Source organism: Serratia sp. CY43202 (assembly GCF_052168755.1).
Taxonomy (GTDB): domain Bacteria; phylum Pseudomonadota; class Gammaproteobacteria; order Enterobacterales; family Enterobacteriaceae; genus Serratia; species Serratia bockelmannii.
Genome location: NZ_JBJNMB010000005.1, coordinates 128,978 through 146,655 on the forward strand (window position 1 = coordinate 128,978; position 17,678 = coordinate 146,655).

At 59.3% G+C, this 17,678-nt stretch carries 18 protein-coding genes; 9 read left to right on the forward strand and 9 right to left on the reverse strand.

Annotated elements, in window-relative coordinates; all coding sequences use genetic code 11:
• Nucleotides 1-57 precede the first annotated feature (57 nt).
• From tyrS to anmK, 4 genes are all read right to left on the reverse strand, one after another.
• Nucleotides 58-1,332, reverse strand: a complete 1,275-nt coding sequence (gene tyrS, locus ACJ8J5_RS11980) for a tyrosine--tRNA ligase (protein ID WP_025302669.1) — start codon at nt 1,330-1,332, stop codon at nt 58-60.
• 138 nt (nt 1,333-1,470) lie between these two features.
• Nucleotides 1,471-2,124 carry a pyridoxamine 5'-phosphate oxidase gene (gene pdxH, locus ACJ8J5_RS11985; protein WP_141969088.1) on the reverse strand — a complete coding sequence of 218 codons (654 nt, stop codon included), beginning with the start codon at nt 2,122-2,124 and terminating at the stop codon, nt 1,471-1,473.
• Between the two features lie 87 nt (nt 2,125-2,211).
• Entirely contained in the window at nt 2,212-2,514 is a 303-nt protein-coding gene (locus tag ACJ8J5_RS11990) for an MliC family protein (protein WP_043141183.1), read from the reverse strand.
• Nucleotides 2,515-2,559: 45 nt separating this feature from the next.
• Complete coding sequence (gene anmK, locus ACJ8J5_RS11995; RefSeq protein WP_414104666.1) at nt 2,560-3,681, reverse strand: anhydro-N-acetylmuramic acid kinase; 1,122 nt, start codon at nt 3,679-3,681, stop codon at nt 2,560-2,562.
• 351 nt (nt 3,682-4,032) lie between these two features.
• Between anmK and ACJ8J5_RS12000 the strand changes: the two genes are divergently transcribed.
• Nucleotides 4,033-4,497, forward strand: coding sequence for a glycine zipper 2TM domain-containing protein (locus ACJ8J5_RS12000; protein ID WP_025159710.1), 465 nt, complete (start codon nt 4,033-4,035; stop codon nt 4,495-4,497).
• A 92-nt stretch (nt 4,498-4,589) separates the two neighbouring features.
• On the opposite strand, the gene slyA is transcribed toward ACJ8J5_RS12000, so the two are convergent.
• Nucleotides 4,590-5,021, reverse strand: coding sequence for a transcriptional regulator SlyA (slyA, locus tag ACJ8J5_RS12005; protein WP_004931301.1), 432 nt, complete (start codon nt 5,019-5,021; stop codon nt 4,590-4,592).
• Between the two features lie 180 nt (nt 5,022-5,201).
• Here slyA and ACJ8J5_RS12010 point away from each other — a divergent pair, with 180 nt between their 5' ends.
• Genes ACJ8J5_RS12010 through ACJ8J5_RS12020 form a run of 3 tightly spaced genes read left to right on the forward strand, consistent with a single transcriptional unit; the run spans nt 5,202 to nt 8,339 of the window.
• Nucleotides 5,202-5,438, forward strand: a complete 237-nt coding sequence (locus ACJ8J5_RS12010) for a DUF1656 domain-containing protein (RefSeq protein ID WP_004931303.1) — start codon at nt 5,202-5,204, stop codon at nt 5,436-5,438.
• 3 nt (nt 5,439-5,441) lie between these two features.
• Nucleotides 5,442-6,305, forward strand: a complete 864-nt coding sequence (locus tag ACJ8J5_RS12015) for an efflux RND transporter periplasmic adaptor subunit (protein ID WP_004931305.1) — start codon at nt 5,442-5,444, stop codon at nt 6,303-6,305.
• 3 nt (nt 6,306-6,308) lie between these two features.
• Nucleotides 6,309-8,339, forward strand: a complete 2,031-nt coding sequence (locus ACJ8J5_RS12020) for an FUSC family protein (protein WP_025302666.1) — start codon at nt 6,309-6,311, stop codon at nt 8,337-8,339.
• On the opposite strand, the gene sodC is transcribed toward ACJ8J5_RS12020, so the two are convergent.
• Nucleotides 8,340-8,861 carry a superoxide dismutase family protein gene (gene sodC, locus ACJ8J5_RS12025; RefSeq protein ID WP_197815030.1) on the reverse strand — a complete coding sequence of 174 codons (522 nt, stop codon included), beginning with the start codon at nt 8,859-8,861 and terminating at the stop codon, nt 8,340-8,342. It lies immediately after the preceding gene.
• 241 nt (nt 8,862-9,102) lie between these two features.
• On the opposite strand from sodC, the gene ACJ8J5_RS12030 reads away from it, so the two are divergent.
• Complete coding sequence (locus tag ACJ8J5_RS12030; RefSeq protein WP_404758622.1) at nt 9,103-10,947, forward strand: polyurethane esterase; 1,845 nt, start codon at nt 9,103-9,105, stop codon at nt 10,945-10,947.
• 61 nt (nt 10,948-11,008) lie between these two features.
• On the opposite strand, the gene ACJ8J5_RS12035 is transcribed toward ACJ8J5_RS12030, so the two are convergent.
• The 3 genes from ACJ8J5_RS12035 to ACJ8J5_RS12045 all read right to left on the reverse strand — a co-directional run bounded on the left by ACJ8J5_RS12035 (nt 11,009) and on the right by ACJ8J5_RS12045 (nt 13,197).
• Nucleotides 11,009-11,905, reverse strand: coding sequence for an aldo/keto reductase (locus ACJ8J5_RS12035; protein ID WP_025302663.1), 897 nt, complete (start codon nt 11,903-11,905; stop codon nt 11,009-11,011).
• A 99-nt stretch (nt 11,906-12,004) separates the two neighbouring features.
• The gene (locus tag ACJ8J5_RS12040; RefSeq protein WP_015377731.1) at nt 12,005-12,244 is read right to left on the reverse strand and encodes a DUF1289 domain-containing protein; all 240 of its coding nucleotides are present in this window, start codon (nt 12,242-12,244) and stop codon (nt 12,005-12,007) included.
• Between the two features lie 23 nt (nt 12,245-12,267).
• A complete protein-coding gene (locus ACJ8J5_RS12045) occupies nt 12,268-13,197 on the reverse strand; it encodes a LysR substrate-binding domain-containing protein (protein WP_025302662.1) in 930 nt (309 codons plus the stop codon).
• A 139-nt stretch (nt 13,198-13,336) separates the two neighbouring features.
• On the opposite strand from ACJ8J5_RS12045, the gene ACJ8J5_RS12050 reads away from it, so the two are divergent.
• The 4 genes from ACJ8J5_RS12050 to ACJ8J5_RS12065 all read left to right on the forward strand — a co-directional run bounded on the left by ACJ8J5_RS12050 (nt 13,337) and on the right by ACJ8J5_RS12065 (nt 17,672).
• Nucleotides 13,337-13,978 carry an NAD(P)-dependent oxidoreductase gene (locus tag ACJ8J5_RS12050; protein WP_025302661.1) on the forward strand — a complete coding sequence of 214 codons (642 nt, stop codon included), beginning with the start codon at nt 13,337-13,339 and terminating at the stop codon, nt 13,976-13,978.
• 139 nt (nt 13,979-14,117) lie between these two features.
• Nucleotides 14,118-15,755 carry a phosphoethanolamine transferase EptA gene (gene eptA / locus ACJ8J5_RS12055; RefSeq protein ID WP_049209378.1) on the forward strand — a complete coding sequence of 546 codons (1,638 nt, stop codon included), beginning with the start codon at nt 14,118-14,120 and terminating at the stop codon, nt 15,753-15,755.
• Between the two features lie 102 nt (nt 15,756-15,857).
• Nucleotides 15,858-16,481 carry a TetR/AcrR family transcriptional regulator gene (locus ACJ8J5_RS12060; protein WP_394853078.1) on the forward strand — a complete coding sequence of 208 codons (624 nt, stop codon included), beginning with the start codon at nt 15,858-15,860 and terminating at the stop codon, nt 16,479-16,481.
• Between the two features lie 87 nt (nt 16,482-16,568).
• Nucleotides 16,569-17,672 (forward strand): alkene reductase, encoded by a 1,104-nt coding sequence (locus ACJ8J5_RS12065; RefSeq protein WP_025302658.1) that lies wholly within the window; start codon nt 16,569-16,571, stop codon nt 17,670-17,672.
• Nucleotides 17,673-17,678 lie beyond the last annotated feature (6 nt).

The following is a 17,678-nucleotide window of genomic DNA, read 5'->3' on the forward strand; positions in this document are numbered from 1 at the left end:
CCGGGCGGCTGCCCAAAAATAAAGGGGCCTCCAGGGCCCCTTACCGTCATTATTCGCTTACTGCCAATCCACCAGGCAGTAGTGTTTCTTGCCGCGACGCAGCAGCGTGTAGCGGCCGAACAGACGATCTGAATCGCTGAAGCGGTATTCGGCATCGGACTGTTTCTCACCGTTGATGGTCACCGCGTTGGAGCCGATCATGGTGCGCGCCTGGCCGCGTGACGGCACCAGTTCGGCATTCACCAACGCCTGCTGCAGATCGGCGTCGCCATCCAGTTTGATGGTCGGCATACCGTCCTGCGCCAACTGGGCGAAGTCCGCTTCGGTCATGTCATGCAGCGCTCCGGAGAACAGGCTCTGGGTGATACGCTTGGCGGCCGCCAGGCCTTCCGCACCGTGCACCATGCCGGTCACTTCTTCCGCCAGCACGTACTGGGCGCGCGGCGCCTTGCCGCTGTTCTTGTCTTCTTCTTCCAGCGCGTTGATGTCTTCCAGGCTCATGAAGGTGAAGAACTTCAGGAAGCGGTAGACGTCGGCATCGGCGGTGTTGATCCAGAACTGGTAGAACTTGTACGGGCTGGTTTTTTCCGGCGCCAGCCAGACCGCGCCGCCTTCGGTTTTACCGAACTTGGTGCCGTCTGCTTTGGTGATCAACGGCACGGTCAGACCGAACACCTGCTTCTGGTGCTGGCGACGGGTCAGATCGATACCCGAGGTGATGTTGCCCCACTGATCGGAACCGCCGATCTGCAGCTCCACCTGGTGGCGGTTGTACAGCTCGGAGAAATCGAAGCCCTGCAGCAGGTTATAGGAGAACTCGGTAAAGGAGATACCGGAGTCATCGCGATTCAGGCGCTGCTTGACCGCTTCCTTGTTGATCATCTGGTTGACGGAGAAGTGCTTGCCGATGTCACGCAGGAAGGTCAGCACGTTCATGCCGCCGAACCAGTCGTAGTTGTTGGCCGCGATGGCGCTGTTGCTGCCGCAGTCGAAATCGAGGAACGGGGAAACCTGTTTGCGGATCTTCTCGACCCACTCGTTCACCGTATCGGTGGTGTTCAGCTTGCGCTCCGCCGCTTTGAAGCTCGGATCGCCGATGAGGCCGGTGGCGCCGCCCACCAACGCAACCGGCTTGTGGCCGGCCAGCTGGAAGCGCTTCAGGCACAACAGAGGAACCAGATGGCCCAAATGCAAGCTGTCAGCGGTCGGATCGAAACCGCAATACAGTGCAATTGGCCCTTGCGCCAGTCGCTCCGCTAACGCTTCCTCATCCGTAACCTGGGCAACGAGGCCCCGCTCTTGCAGTTGTTTAATCAAGTTGCTGCTTGCCATCAATGACTCCATGTATAAACGAATGCACCTTTGCCGGTACACGGCCTTTCGCCCAGTGGCGAAATAAAAATTCAGGGTAGCGCATAGAATAAAGCGCCGGCGGCGTCAGCACCAGCGCTTAGAGGGGATTTTACGTCTTCAAGGTGCCAGTCGGTCAATTTTCCAGTCATTCCCGTCCCGCTGATACAGGAAACGGTCATGCAGGCGATGGGCGCCGCCTTGCCAGAACTCGACGGAGTCAAATTTCACGCGGAATCCGCCCCAGAAACTCGGCAACGGCACTTCGCCCTGCTGGAACTTTTGCTTCAACTCGAGGAATTTGCTTTCCAGCACGCCGCGCGCGGAAATGCGCGACGACTGCTGCGACACCCAGGCGCCGATTTGGCTGTCCTTCGGCCGGCTGTTGAAGTACTTCAGCACGTCGAGGGTCGACAGGCGCTCCACCTGCCCCAGGAAAATCACCTGACGGTCGAGCATGTGCCAGGGGAACAGCAGGCTGATATGCGGATTGCGCGCCAATTGCTGCGCCTTACGGCTGCCGAGGTTGGTGTAGAACACCAGCCCCTGCTCATCGAAATGCTTCAGCAGCACGATGCGTTGATAAGGCTGGCCGTGTTCATCGACGGTCGCGACGCACATAGCGGTGGGATCGGCCAGGCGCGCGTCGCAGGCCTGTTTCAACCAACGCTCGAACAGTTCGAGCGGGCTGGCGGTCAGATCGTTGCGGCGCAGGCCGCCTCGGGTGTATTCACGGCGCAGGTCCGCAACATCAAACTCATTCTTTTCAATCATCTGGGTTATCGACCAACTGAAAAATCCGTCGTTACATTCTGCGCCTGCGGCGTCAGGAACTCAATCGCTCCGACGCCGCCGTGACCGTCACTCCGTCAACACGCAGTCGCTCATGACTACCTTGCCGTTGCGCTCAAGATAGGCGTTACGATCTTTCGACCAAAAAGTGTATTTACCGTCGCTGTATTTGGCACCGGTCAGCGCCAGCACCTGCTTAAGATGCAGCTGCTCGCCGTCCATCAGCAGGCTGACTTCGCTCGCCTTGCCGTCGAGCCCCACCGTCAGCGGCGTAGTGCCGCACTGGTAGTGCATCGTCTGGCTGCTCTGCGGCAGGATGTAGCTGCAGCCGGACAACGCCAGCGCGCCGGCGACGAAAATGACTTTTTTCATGCTGTTGCTCCTTAGAGAAATCCTTCACAGGTTATCCTAACAGAGCTAACGGCCCCTCAACGGCAAAACCGGATAAATCCCACCCAGCACCGTTTCACGGCTGGCGCCGGTGACCGAAGGCAGGTTGCCGGCCTGGCCGGACAGCGTGCGAAACGCCAGCCAGGCAAAGGCCAGCGCCTCCATGTCGTCTCCGCTGACGCCGCAATCGTCGGTCAGCCCGACCTCCGTGCCCGGCAACAGCGCCGACAGGCGCGCCATCAGCAGCGTGTTGCGCGCTCCGCCACCGCAGACCAGCAGGCGCTCGCACCCGCCGGCCAGTTGTACCTGTTCGCTGATGCTGACGGCGGTCAGCTCTGTCAGCGTGGCCTGCACGTCGACCGGCGCAATCGCCGGCAATCCGGCCAGCTGCCGCTCCAACCAGGCGATATTGAAATACTCTCGGCCGGTGCTTTTCGGCGCCGGTAGCGCAAAGTAAGGGTCCGCCAGCATTTGCTGCAACAGCGGCAAGCAGACTCGCCCCTGCATCGCCCAGCCGCCGTCCTGATCGTAAGGTTGCGCACGGTGACGCCAGACCCAGGCATCCATCAGCATATTGCCCGGCCCGGTATCGAAACCGCGCACCGGCGCACCGGGCAACAGCAGAGAAAGGTTGGCAATGCCGCCGACGTTCAGCACCATACGCCGCTCGACGGGATGCCCCAGCAGCGCCTGATGAAACGCAGGCACCAGCGGCGCGCCCTGCCCGCCGTAGGCCATATCGCGCCGGCGGAAATCGCCGACGGTGGTGATATTGGTCAGCGCGGCGATGCGGTTGTTGTCGCCGAGCTGCATCGAGAAACGCGCGTCGCCTTCCGGTTCGTGCCACACCGTCTGGCCGTGGCAACCGATGGCGGTGATCTGCTCGGCGTCGATGCCGGTTTGCTTCAGCAGGCCAAGCACCGCATCGCCAAACAGCGTGCCCAGCCGTGCGTCCAATCGGCCGACGGCGGCCAGCGTGGTCTGCTGCCCCTGGCACATCCCCAGGATCTCTTTTTTCAGCGCGATCGGCATCGGATGGCTATAGCTGGCCTGCTGCGCCACCATGCGATCGTCGATCGCGGCCAATACCACATCGATTCCGTCCAGACTGGTGCCGGACATGACGCCTATATAGCGGCCTGACTTCATAGCAACATCCTCTAACCCGCGCGGTAAGCAAATTTCATCCTGACAAATAAACCAGAATTGCCGGATTAACGCCATGAATTATGATGCTTTTTTTACAGGCCGTGAGCCAGGTGCGCCGCGGTGGCACATTTCATGTGTTAAACCGTGCGTTAACCGGCAACGGAATGTCGGTGAGGCTGTCATAAAGGTAAACCGCGGTTTATTATTGGTTGAACAGAGAAAAGTTAAGCTGCGTGCAGCGATGAGGCATGGCGCTGTATCAACTTTCAGCCATACTTTGTCTATCATTTTCACTGAATCTTGCCTGGTGAGCATTGCCAGGTTATGGACTACTACCATCAGGAGTTTTATATGATCAAGCGTCTTCTCGTCGTTGCCGTCGCCGCCGTTACGTTGGCTGGGTGTGCCAATGAATCCATGTCCGGCGATGTCTACTCGTCCTCGCAGGCCAAACAGGTGCAGAACGTCACCTACGGGACGCTGGTTTCCGTGCGTCCGGTGAAAATTCAGGGCGGGGAAGGTTCCAACGCCTTGGGGATGATCGGCGGCGCAGTGATTGGCGGGCTGTTGGGTAACACCGTTGGCGGCGGTACCGGTCGTACGCTGGCTACCGCGGCGGGCGCTATCGCCGGCGGCGCAGCAGGCAACAGCATCGGTGAAGTGGCCGGCCGTACCTCAGGCTACGAGCTGGAAATCAAAACCGACCAGAAAGAGAACATCGTCGTGGTGCAGAAAGCGGGCGACACCAAGTTCAGCCCGGGCCAGCGCGTGCGCATGGCGCGTATGGGCGACACCATCACCGTCTCTCCGCTGTAAGTCAGCCGGCGGCACACGGCAAACCGGAGGCAATCGCCTCCGGTTTTATTTCTGATGCTGTGAAACTGTAATCGTAGAAAATAAGAATATTATTATTTGTTCTGCAGTTCGGTGATATTTTGTTCTAACTTGCCAATCAGCCCTACCAACAGATGCACTTCGTCGGCGGTAATGCCGCTTAAAATCTCACTGCGCGTAGACGTGATCACACTATCGACTTCTCTGATGATCGGATCGGCCGCTTCGGTCAACTTGATGCGCTTCGCGCGGCGATCGTTGGCACAGGTGTGACGCGTGATAAGCCCCTTCTCCTCCAGTTGGTCCAGCGTGCGAACCAGTGACGGTTGCTCGATACCGATCGCCTTGGCCAGCTGGATTTGCGACTGCTCCGGCGGCAAGCGATTGATATTGTGCAACGTAACCCAATGCGTTTGGGTCAACTCCAACGGCTTGAGCCGGTGATCGATGAGCGCTCGCCAAACACGAACCAATCGTGCTAAATCTGAACCTAATGTTGACTCCACTTACCCCTCCTTATAATTAGCATGCTAACATTACCTCCCAGAGCTTAGACTATTTTGGGTAACTCACATTAAAAACACAAATGTATATAATGTATATTGTGGAAATAACCACTATTTTTAGCCGCTATTGTTTAATCGTTATGCAAATATTCAACATATTCACCCTTAGGGATTGTTAATGTGAATACATCATGGTTACACACCTCATCCCCCTTACCCGATTTGGTCCTGGGGGCATCGCTTTATTTTCCACCTATATTTAAAGCTTTTTTACTAGGACTGGTCTTATGGCTGCTGATTCATCAGCTGCTGAGAGACTGGATGTATTCCGGTGAAATCTGGCATCCCATGTTGATGGACCTGTCCATTTTCGTTCTGACCGTCAGCGGTTCCTTATGGATTTTAGCGAGTTGGTAACCCATGCAGCATAAAACATTAAAATACTTCTCTACGGTGATCGTCTGCGCCATTGCCGTCTGCGCCGGTTGGTGGCTCTGGAATTATTATATGCAATCCCCATGGACCCGTGACGGAAAAGTGCGCGCAGAACTCGTCAATATCACCCCTGAAGTCTCTGGAAGATTAGAGAAAATAAGCGCGAATGACAATCAGTTCGTACCTGCGGGAAGTCTGATTTTTACCCTCGACCCGGTGCCCTACCAGATTGCGCTGGACAATGCCGAGGCCGCGGTGGCAAAAGCGCAATCCGATCTGGCCAAAGCGGACCATGAGGCTGCCCGCCGCCGCGGTTTACCGCGTAACGTTATTTCCGCTGAAGACTTGGACGAGTCCAATTTAGCCGCTCAGGCAATGAAGGCCGCCTATAAAGCGGCCCTGGCCAACCTGGAACAGGCCAAATGGAATTTGAGCAAAACCAAAATTTATGCGCCAACCGACGGTTATATCACCAACCTGCAGGCACGCGTCGGAAACTACGCCAACGCCGGCACGCCCCTGGTGGCGTTGGTGGATGTGCATTCGTTTTATGTGCTCGGATATTTCGAAGAAACCAAGCTGAAGCATATAAAAGAAGGCAATAAAGCGGACATCGTTTTATATAACGGCAACACGCCGCTACAGGGGGAAGTAGAGAGCATCGGACGCGCCATTTACGATCAGAGCGTCGACAGCAGCAACGATCTATTAATGGACGTTAAGCCCAATGTTCCTTGGGTACGTTTGGCCCAGCGTGTGCCGGTGCGGATAAAATTGCTCAACGTGCCCGCCGATTTGACGCTGGTCGCCGGTACCACCTGCACCATTTCGATTCATCAGCGGAACTAAAGTGTGAACCTGCCTTTTCTGGAGTGGAGCCGTACCCCCTGGGGTAAGGCGACCGGCGGCCAATGGCGCTATGCGCTGCGCAACTCGCTGGCGATGTGTCTGGCGTTGTGGGTGGCGTTCGTGCTCGAGCTCGACGAACCCTATTGGGCGCTCACCTCCGCCGCGGTGGTGAGTTTCCCCACCATCGGCGGCGTGATCAGCAAAAGCATCGGCCGCATCTTCGGCAGCCTGGTGGGCGCCGCCGCCTCGGTAGCGATCGCCGGCCACTGTCTGAACGATCCCTGGCTGTTTACGCTGTTCATCGCCGCCTGGATCGGGCTGTGCACCTACGTCTCGAATCATTACCAAAACAACGTCTCTTACGCCTTCGCGCTGGCGGGCTATACCGCCGCCATCATCGCCTTCGGTACGGTCAACGTCACCGATACCCAGCAGATATTCGATATCGCTCAGGCGCGGGTTTGCGAAGTGATCACCGGTATTCTGTGCGGCGGGTTGATGATGATGATCCTGCCCAGCACCTCCGACGGCGAAGCCTTGCTGACCTCGCTGCGGCGCATGCAGCTACGCCTGCTGGAGCACGCCGCCATGCTGTGGCAGCCGGAGGTCACCGCGCAGATGCGCACCTCGCACGAGGGGGTCATCGGCCAGATCCTGACCATGAACCTGCTGCGCATTCAGGCATTCTGGAGCCACTACCGGCTGCGGCGGCAAAATAACCTGCTCAACTATCTGCTGCACCAGCAGCTGCGCATTACCAGCGTCATTTCCAGCCTGCGCCGCATGCTGCTGAACTGGCCGGATCGCCCTGCTAATCTGATGCCGGTGCTGACACAGCTGCTGGACGAGCTGCGCGATCCCGCCACCGATAAATATCGCTTGGCGCGTCTGCTCCAGCAGATCGCCCCGCAAGATGCGACGGACTACCGCCATCGCGCCTTCTGGCTGCGGTTGCGCGATTTCTGTTGGCTTTACCTGCGCTGCAACCGCTGGCTGCTGCGGTTGGAAAGCGCCACGGCGGTCAGCGATCTCCAGCCGCCGCACGTCACCTCACTGGCGCGCCACACCGACAGCTACGAAGCCGCCTATAACGGCCTGCGCACCTTTTTATGCATCGTGATCGGCTGCGCCTACTGGATCAACACGCAGTGGGACGCCGGCAGCGCGGCGCTAACGCTCACCGCCATCAGCTGCGTGCTCTACTCCTCCACGCCTTCGCCGATCAACAGCGTCAGCACCTTGCTCAAGGCGGTGCTGCTGCTCTCGGTCGCCTGCTTCGTGGTGAAATTCGGTTTGATGATCCAGATTGACGACTTCTGGGTGTTCTGCGCCTTCCTGTTCCCTATTCTGGTGACCATGCAGATGCTCAAGCTGCAGAATCCGCCTTATGCCGCGCTCTGGGGGCAGCTGATCGTCTTCATGGGCTCGTTTCTGACCGTCAGCAACCCGCCGAGCTATGACTACCAGTCCTTTATCAATGACAACATCGGTAAAATCGTCGGTGTATTGCTGGCCGGGTTGGCGTTTCAGATCCTGCGCCCCAGTTCGGACAAGCGAAAGAGCCGCCGTATTATCCGCGCGCTGCGGCGCGATTTTATCGATCAGTTGAGCAAAAAGCCGCAGCAGAGCGAAAGCCAGTTCGAATCACTGATCTACCATCGCATCAGCCAACTCAATCAGAGTCAGGATCAGGAGGCTCGCACCTGGCTGCTGCGCTGGGGCGTGGTGCTGCTCAACTGCAGCCATATCGTCTGGCAGCTGCGCGACTGGCAGACCCGTTCCGATCCGCTGTCGGCGGTGCGCAACGTCTGTATCCACTGCCTGCGCGGCATTATGACGGAGAAAGGCGTGCAGCACAGTTCGCTGGACGCCACGCTGCAGGAGCTGCTGCGCATGAGCAACGCGTTGGCGCACCACCCGGAACAGGCGGCGCGCGATCTGGCCGGCCTGATCTGGCGGCTCTACTGCTCACTGCAGCAATTGCAACAGGCGATGGGGCAGCCCGCCGCCGCACCGGCCGTTAGCGGCGGATGATCACTTGACCACGCCGCAGGCGAAGCGTTCGCCGCCACCGCCGAGCGGCTGTGGATGATCCGAATGGTTATCGCCGCCGGCGTGCACCATCAGCGCCTTGCCCTCTATTTCGCTGATTTTTTTCAGCCGCGGTGCCAGCACCGGGTAGTTTGCCATGCCGTCGGCGGTCACATAGATGGCCGGCAGATCGCCCAGGTGCCCGTCGGCGTACGGCCCGAGGTGTTTCCCGGTCTTTTGCGGGTCAAAATGCCCACCGGCCGCCAGCGCCGCCACCGCCTTGCCGTCCTTCATACCCGGCTCGCAGCTGCCTTTCTCATGCACGTGGAAACCGTGCACCCCGGCAGGCAACGCTTTCAGGCTTGGCGTGAACAGCAAGCCGTACGGCGTTTCGCTGATGACCACTTTGCCGATATCCTGACCGATACCCTGCCCGGTCACCAGATGCATCTCAACGTCAGCTGTCGCCGCCTGAGCCGCGCCACACGCCATCAAGCCGAGCGCCGCATACCAATAACGTTTCATCAATCAGTCTCCTTAATGACTACATCGAGCTATCAGTATAGGAGAGCCTGCGCCGGCACTGTTAACCAACGCACAATCTCGCTAATTTGATTCGCAGGCCTAATATTTAGCACTAATAATAATTCTACCGATGTTGGTCCTCTGACCAGCTGTCGTTCGGCTAACGTTGTTTCCCTGTTTCCACCGCCGACGCATGAGAGTTCACTCCCCGGCCAGGCGGCATACTTCATAAGGAACTGATATGGGCATCTTTAGCTATAAGGATCTGGACGAAAATGCGTCGAAGGCGCTGTTTTCCGACGCCTTGGCCATCTCTACCTACGCTTACCATAATATCGATAACGGCTTCGATGAAGGCTATCACCAGACCGGTTTCGGCCTCGGTCTGCCGCTGACGCTGGTCACTGCGCTGATCGGCAGTACCCAGTCGCAGGGTGGCCTGCCTGGCCTCCCTTGGAATCCCGACTCCGAACAGGCCGCGCAGGAGGCGGTAAACAATGCCGGCTGGTCGGTGATCAGCGCCGCGCAGCTCGGTTACGCCGGCAAAACCGATGCGCGCGGCACCTACTACGGCGAGACAGCCGGTTACACCACCGCGCAGGCCGAAGTACTGGGCAAATATGACAGCGAAGGCAATCTCACCGCCATTGGCATCTCATTTCGCGGCACCAGCGGCCCGCGCGAGTCGTTGATCGGCGATACCATCGGCGATGTGATTAACGATCTGCTGGCCGGGTTCGGGCCGAAAGGCTATGCCGACGGCTATACGCTGAAGGCCTTCGGCAATTTGCTGGGCGACGTGGCGAAATTCGCTAAGGCCCACGGGCTGAGCGGTGAAGACGTGGTGGTCAGCGGCCACAGCCTCGGCGGGCTGGCGGTCAATAGCATGGCGGCGCAGAGCGACGCCAACTGGGGCGGCTTCTACGCGCAGTCCAACTATGTCGCCTTCGCCTCGCCGACCCAGTACGAAGCCGGCGGTAAGGTGATCAACATCGGCTACGAGAACGACCCGGTGTTCCGCGCGCTCGACGGCACCTCACTGACCCTGCCGTCACTGGGCGTACACGATGCGCCGCACGCCTCCGCCACCAACAATATCGTCAACTTCAACGACCACTACGCGTCGGACGCCTGGAACCTGCTGCCATTTTCCATTCTCAACATTCCGACCTGGCTGTCGCACCTGCCGTTCTTTTATCAGGATGGCCTGATGCGGGTGCTGAACTCCGAGTTTTATTCGCTGACCGACAAGGACTCGACCATCATCGTCTCCAACCTGTCGAACGTGACGCGCGGCAATACCTGGGTGGAAGACCTGAACCGCAACGCGGAAACGCACAGTGGGCCGACGTTTATCATCGGCAGCGACGGCAATGATTTGATCAAGGGCGGCAAAGGCAACGACTATCTCGAGGGCCGCGACGGTGACGATATCTTCCGCGACGCCGGCGGCTATAACCTGATCGCCGGCGGCAAAGGCCACAATATCTTCGATACCCAGCAGGCGTTGAAAAACACCGAGATCGCCTACGACGGCAACACGCTTTACCTGCGCGATGCCAAGGGCGGCATTACGCTGGCGGACGACATCAGCACCCTGCGCAGCAAAGAAACCTCCTGGCTGATTTTCAGCAAAGAGGTGGATCACCAGGTGACAGCGGCCGGATTGAAATCGGATGCGGGCCTCAAAGCCTATGCCGCCACTACCACCGGCGGCGACGGCGATGATCTCCTGCAGGCTCGCGGCCACGACGCCTGGCTGTTCGGCAACGCCGGCAACGACACGCTGATCGGCCACGCCGGCGGCAACCTGACCTTCGTCGGCGGCAGCGGCGATGACATCCTGAAGGGCGTCGGCAACGGCAATACCTTCCTGTTCAGCGGGGATTTTGGCCGCGACCAGCTGTATGGCTTCAACGCCACCGATAAACTGGTGTTTATCGGTACCGAAGGCGCCAGCGGGAATATTCGCGACTACGCCACGCAGCAAAACGACGATCTGGTGCTGGCCTTCGGGCACAGCCAGGTCACGCTGATCGGCGTCTCGCTCGATCACTTCAATACCGATCAGGTGGTGTTGGCCTAAGGATCAGCATAAAAAAAAGCCGGGCGCTTTCGCCGCCCGGCTTTCCTCTTTCTGCTCCGCCTTAGGGCACGTCATACCCCAGCGCCGCCTTGCGAATGCGGAACCACTGCTGGCGGTTCAACACCAGTTTCTGCGCCTTCAGCGCCGAGCGCACCCGCTCAATCTTGCCGGAGCCGATAATCGGCAGCGGCGAAGACGGCAGGCGCATCACCCAGGCGTACACCACCTGCTCGATGGTCTCGGCGCCGATCTCTTGCGCCACCCGCTGCAGCTCGTCGCGCAGCGGCTGGAACTCAGCATCGTTGAACAAGCGGCCGCCGCCCAGGCAGGACCAGGCCATCGGCTTGATGCGCAGCTGCTGGCACTGGTCGAGCGTGCCGTCCAGGATCGCCGGTTGGTGAATCGGCGAGATCTCCACCTGATTGGTGACCAGCGAGAACGGCAGGCGCGACTGCAGCAGTTGGAACTGCGCAGGCGTAAAGTTGGAGACGCCAAAATGGCGCACCTTGCCGCTTTTGTGCAGCGCGACAAAGGCTTCGGCCACGTCGTCAGCGTCCATCAACGGATCCGGGCGGTGGATCAGCAACAGGTCCAGGTAGTCGGTATGCAGATGGCGCAGCGACTGTTCCGCGCTCTGTACGATATGATCGCGGTCGGTGATGTAGTGGCCGATCGGGTTGCCGGGCTTGGCGGTGGTGGCGATGCCGCACTTGGTCACCAATTCCAGCGACTGGCGCAGCGCCGGCTTCAGGCGCAGCGCATCACCGAACGCCTGTTCGCAGGCATAGCCACCGTAGATATCGGCGTGATCGGCGGTGGTGACGCCCAGTTCGACATGCTGTTCGATGAACGTCAGCAGCTGCTGCGGCGACATGCCCCACTCCATCAACCGCCAGTAACCGCAAATCATGCGGGAAAATTCAGGCCCCTGCGGCGCGAGACGAATACGTTCTACCATTGCGAAAACCTCATGACATTAGTTGTCAGTCAGCATACACAAGCCGGTGAGGCACAGGGAAGCGGTAAGCCACACGAACGTGCGGCAGATCAGGAAAGGTTAAAACAGCGACGGCTGCTCAGGCAGCGGCTCGTCAGGCGCTTTATTGGCACGCTGCAGCCGCAGGAAGCGTTGACGGCACAGGCGCAGCACCTCGCGCTTTTGCGCGTCGCTCATGTTCATCCAGCCGAAACGCTCCTCGCGGCTGCGTAGGCAGCCACGGCAGAATCCGCGATCGTCAGCCTGGCAAATGCCGCGACACGGGCTGGGAATGTCGAAAAACTCAAGCTGCTGCGCCACGGGGCTCCTCCTGCGTTCTCTTGCTAATTGAAGACGCCATCGCCGCCGCTGGCAAGTCCCTTTTCGCCATTGCGGCGAAAATAGTCGCGCAAATAGCGCAGCGCCTGGCGGCTTTTCTCCGGCATAGTGCGTTCGAGCGTCAGCGCGTTCAGCCGCAGCGGCGCCGGCCGCCACTCCGGCAACAGCAGCAACAGCTCGCCGCGCTGCAGCTCATCGCCAATTTCATACAGCGGCTGAACGGAAATGCCCAGCCCGGCACGGGTAAAGGCGCGCATTACGTTCATGCTCTCACTGACGATCTGCCCTTCCGCCAGCCGCAGCTTAACCTGCTGGCCGGACTGATGCAGCAAGTCCAGATGGGCCCCGCTGTAGCCGCTGGAGATCCAGCGGTGCTGCACCAAATCCTGCGGTTTTTCCGGCACCCCATGCTGGCTGAGATAACGCGGCGCGGCGCACAGCACCATCGGCCACGCCGTCAGCGGATGCGCGATCATATTGGCGTCCGCCAGTTGACGGTTGGCCCGCAGCGCGATGTCGACCCGCTGTTCTATCATGTCGACGATGCGATCGTCCGCCAGCACCCGCAGCGTCAGCTTGGGGTGCGCCTGCAGCAGCGGCGACAATGCCTCCGCCAACGAACGGCCGCCGATGCCGACCGGGGTGGCGATGCGCAGCTCGCCCACCAGCGTATCCCGCAGCTCCGCCAGCCGCTGCTCCGCCTGCTTCGCCTGTTGCAGCATCGCCTCGCAGCCGGGATAGAACGCGGCTCCCGCCTCGGTCAGCGCCAGACGGCGGGTGGAACGATGCAGCAATGGCACCCCGAGCGCCTTCTCCAGCGAGCGCATATGCTGACTGACCGCCGAAGGCGTCATGCCCAGACGCCGCGCCGCGCCGGCCAGCGATCCCTCCGCCACCACGGTGGCGAATACCGCCATTCGATTGAGTTTATCCACGATTATGAAGTTTTACTTAATCAAGAAAGCATGAATATGGCACTAATCACGGCTATTGTTAAGGACTAGAGTAGACACCACGCAGCAGGCACATCGGCCTGCCTTACGATACTGAACCTATCCCCGAAGGAGCATACAGATGAAAGTAGCCATTATTGGAGCAACCGGTTTTGTTGGCCGCCGCGTGGTAGATGAAGCGCTGGCTCGCGGTATTCAGGTAACGGCAATCGCCCGCCAGAAAAAAGATTTGCCGGAGCACGCCAATCTGACCATCGCACTGGGCGACGTCGCCGACACCGCCTGGCTGGCGGGGCAGTTGCACGGTCAGGATGCGGTGATCAGCGCCTACAATCCCGGCTGGGGCGAAGACAACCTGTATGAGAAGACTACGCGCGGCGCCCAGCAGATCCTTACCGCTGTCGGGCAGGCAGGCGTCAAGCGCCTGTTGGTGGTGGGCGGCGCAGGCAGCCTGGAAGTGGCGCCGGGCGTTGAACTGGTGGATACGCCGCAGTTCCCGGAAAATATCCGCCCCGGCGCGCAGGCGGTGCGCGATCTGCGCAATAAACTGCGCAACGAATCAGCACTCGACTGGACCTATCTCTCGCCGGCCGCCCTGCTGGAGCCGGGCAAACGCACCGGCCAGTTCCGCCTCGGCACCACGCAACTGCTGATGAACGGCGACGCGCCGGCCAGCATTTCGGTGGAAGATCTGGCGGTCGCTATCGTTGATGAGATTGAAAAACCTCAATTTATTCGCGCGCAATTCACCGCCGCCTACTAAACTGCCCCACCGCCAGGCCATAAGGCCTGGCGGTTTTCACGTATTCTCCGTCGCCAGTATTCTGAATTTCTAAGGTTTTCTTAAGTTTCATCCGGTAGATTTCACGACATTATCTACTTTCAGGATCCCGACATTGGCAATGTGGTTACGTCAACGCTTACAGTGCAACAGCCTCGGTTTTACCCTCGCCACCGCCCTGTTCTTCACTCTATTTCAAAACGCGTTATTCCTGCATCGCGCCTGGTCGTATATCACCTTCGATAGCGTCCACAGCGTGATTTTCGCGGCGAGCATGCCGGTGGTGATCTTCTGTGCGCTGAATATTATCTTCAGCGTGTTGACCGTGCCCTACCTGCGTAAGCCGTTGATCATCTTTTTCTTGCTCGGCAGCGCCGCAGCCAACTATTTCATGTTCAGCTATGGTGTGGTGATCGACGGCAACATGATGCAAAACGCCTTCGAAACCAACCCGCAGGAGGCGACCGCGCTGCTGACGCCGCGCATGGGATTGTGGCTGGCGCTGCTCGGCATTCTGCCGGCGGTAGCGGTCTGCTTCACCCAAATTCGCCAGACTCGCCCCTGGTGGTACATGGTCGGGCTGCGCGCCGCTAACGTCATGCTGTCGTTGGTGGTGATCCTGATCGTCGCCGCGCTGTTCTACAAAGACTACGCTTCGCTGATCCGCAACAATAAAAGCGTGGTGAAGATGTTGACGCCTTCCAACTTCGTGGCCGGCACCATCAAGTTTACCGAACAGCGTTACTTCACCCGCAATCTGCCGCTGGTCAAGATCGGTGAAGACGCGCGTAAAGGGCCGCTGATCGCCAAGCAGACCAAGAAAACGCTGGTGATCCTGGTGGTGGGCGAAACCGCCCGCGCCGAAAACTTCTCCCTCGGAGGTTACGGGCGCGAAACCAACCCGCGCCTGAAGCAGGACGACGTGGTCTACTTCAAGAACGCCAGTTCCTGCGGCACCGAAACGGCGATCTCCGTACCCTGCATGTTCTCCAACATGCCCCGCAAGGAGTACGACGCGACTCAGGCAACGCATCAAGAAGGCATGCTCGACGTGCTGGCGCATGCCGGCGTCAATGTGCTGTGGCGCGATAATGACGGCGGCTGCAAAGGTGCCTGCGACCGGGTGCCGCACGTGGACATGACCAAGCTGAAACTGCCGCAGGACTGTGACGGTGAGGTTTGCATGGACAACGTGCTGCTGTACAAGCTGAACGACTACATCAATAGCCTGAAAGACGACGGCGTGATCGTGCTGCACCAGATGGGCAGCCACGGCCCGGCTTACTACCGCCGCAGCACACCAGAATTCCAGACGTTTTCGCCAACCTGCAACAGCAACCAGATCCAGGATTGCAGTCATGAACAGCTGGTGAACACCTACGACAACTCAATCCTGTATACCGACGCAATGCTCGATGCCACCATCAAGCTGCTGCGGCAGTATGACGATCGGTTCAATACCGCACTGGTCTATTTATCCGATCACGGCGAATCGCTGGGGGAAAACGGCATGTATCTGCACGGCACGCCTTATGTCTTCGCGCCGAGTCAGCAAACGCACGTGCCTTTCCTGATGTGGATGTCTGCCGACTATCAGCGCAATTTCGGCATTGATCGCCAGTGCCTGAACACGCTGGCGGAAAAGGACGACGTGTCGCAGGACAACCTGTTCCACACCCTGTTGGGCATGCTGAACGTACAGACCCGCGAATATCAATCCCAGTTGGATATCCTGCAGCGTTGCCGCAACGCGGCGTAGCGCTTAACTTCCGTGTGCCACTGGGGCACAATAGTTTGCAGACAACCGGCGTTTTGTGCGCCGGTTTTTTTATTCCCATTGACCTAGACCAATCGGTCTATTATGCTCGGCGCCATGATGACCAAATCAACGCATTGCAACGTGGATACACGTGAACATCTGCTCGCCACCGGCGAAACCCTCAGCCTGCGCCTGGGCTTTACCGGCATGGGGCTGAGCGAACTGCTGGCTACCGCGGGTGTGCCGAAAGGCTCGTTCTACCACTATTTTCGCTCGAAGGAAGCCTTCGGCGAAGCGATGCTGCAACGCTATTTCACGCATTATGATGCACAGATGCAGGCGCTGTTTGCCGACAGACGCGGCGATGCCCGCCACCAGCTGCTCGGCTATTACGCCCAGGCTATCAGCTATCACTGCCGCAGCGAATGCCATAACGCCTGCCTGGCGGTGAAGCTTTCCGCCGAGGTGAGCGATCTGTCGGAACCGATGCGCCATGCGCTGGAAACGGGCACCGCTCGCGTGATCGGCCACCTGCAGGAAGCCATCGAGCGCGGTATCGCCGAGGGCTCGCTGTCGGTGGCCATGAGCCCCGCGGCGACCGCAGAAACGCTGTATTCACTGTGGCTCGGCGCCTCGCTGCGCGCCAAGATCCGCCATTCGCTGGCGCCGTTAACCAGCGCGCTGGAAAGCATCGAGTTGCTGCTGCGCCCGCCGCAGCAGCCGTAACACCACCGTCTTTTTTCGTGAAAATGCAGTTCGTGTTTTTTTATCGCCCACCACTAGACGACCGGTCTATTAAATACAGGATGCACTATGAAGACTGAAAAATTGCTCTCTCCGCTGAAGGTTGGCGCCGTCACCCTGCCCAACCGCGTGTTTATGGCTCCGCTGACGCGTCTGCGCAGCATCGAACCGGGCGATATTCCTACGCCACTGATGGCGGAATATTATGCGCAGCGCGCCAGCGCCGGCCTGATCGTGACCGAAGCGACGCAGATCTCCTTCCAGGCGAAAGGCTACGCCGGTGCGCCAGGCCTGCATACCCCGGAACAGATCGCCGCGTGGAAACACATCACGCAGGCGGTACACGACAAAAACGGCCACATCGCCGTACAGCTGTGGCATGTAGGCCGCATCTCCCACGCCAGCCTGCAGCCGGGCGGGCAAGCGCCGGTCGCGCCTTCGGCCATCAACGCCGACACCCGCACCACCGTGCGTGATGAAACCGGCGCCTGGGTACGCGTACCGACCTCTACGCCGCGCGCGCTGGAAACCAGCGAGATCCCGGGCATCGTTAACGATTTCCGCCAGGCGACCGCCAACGCGCGTGACGCCGGCTTCGACTTCATCGAACTGCATGCGGCCCACGGCTATCTGCTGCACCAGTTCATGTCACCGGCTTCCAACCAACGTACCGATCAATACGGTGGCAGCATTGAGAACCGCACCCGCCTGACGCTGGAAGTGGTCGATGCCACCATTGCCGAATGGGGTTCCGAGCACATCGGTATTCGTATCTCGCCGCTTGGGCCGTTCAATGGGCTGGACAACGGTGAAGATCAGGAAGAAGCGGCGCTGTATTTGGTGGAAGAGCTGAATAAGCGCAACATCGCTTACCTGCACATCTCCGAACCGGACTGGGCCGGTGGCAAGCCGTATTCCGACGCCTTCCGCGACTCGGTGCGCGCCCACTTTAAAGGGGTGATCGTCGGCGCTGGCGCCTACACCGCCGAAAAAGCCGAAGCGTTAATCGAAAAAGGCTTCATCGACGCGGTGGCCTTCGGCCGCAGCTATATCGCCAACCCGGATCTGGTCGAGCGTTTCCGTCAGCACGCCCCGCTGAACGAACCTAAGCCAGAAACCTTCTACGGCGGCGGTGCCGAAGGCTATACCGACTATCCGTTTCTGGCGAAGTAACCCGTC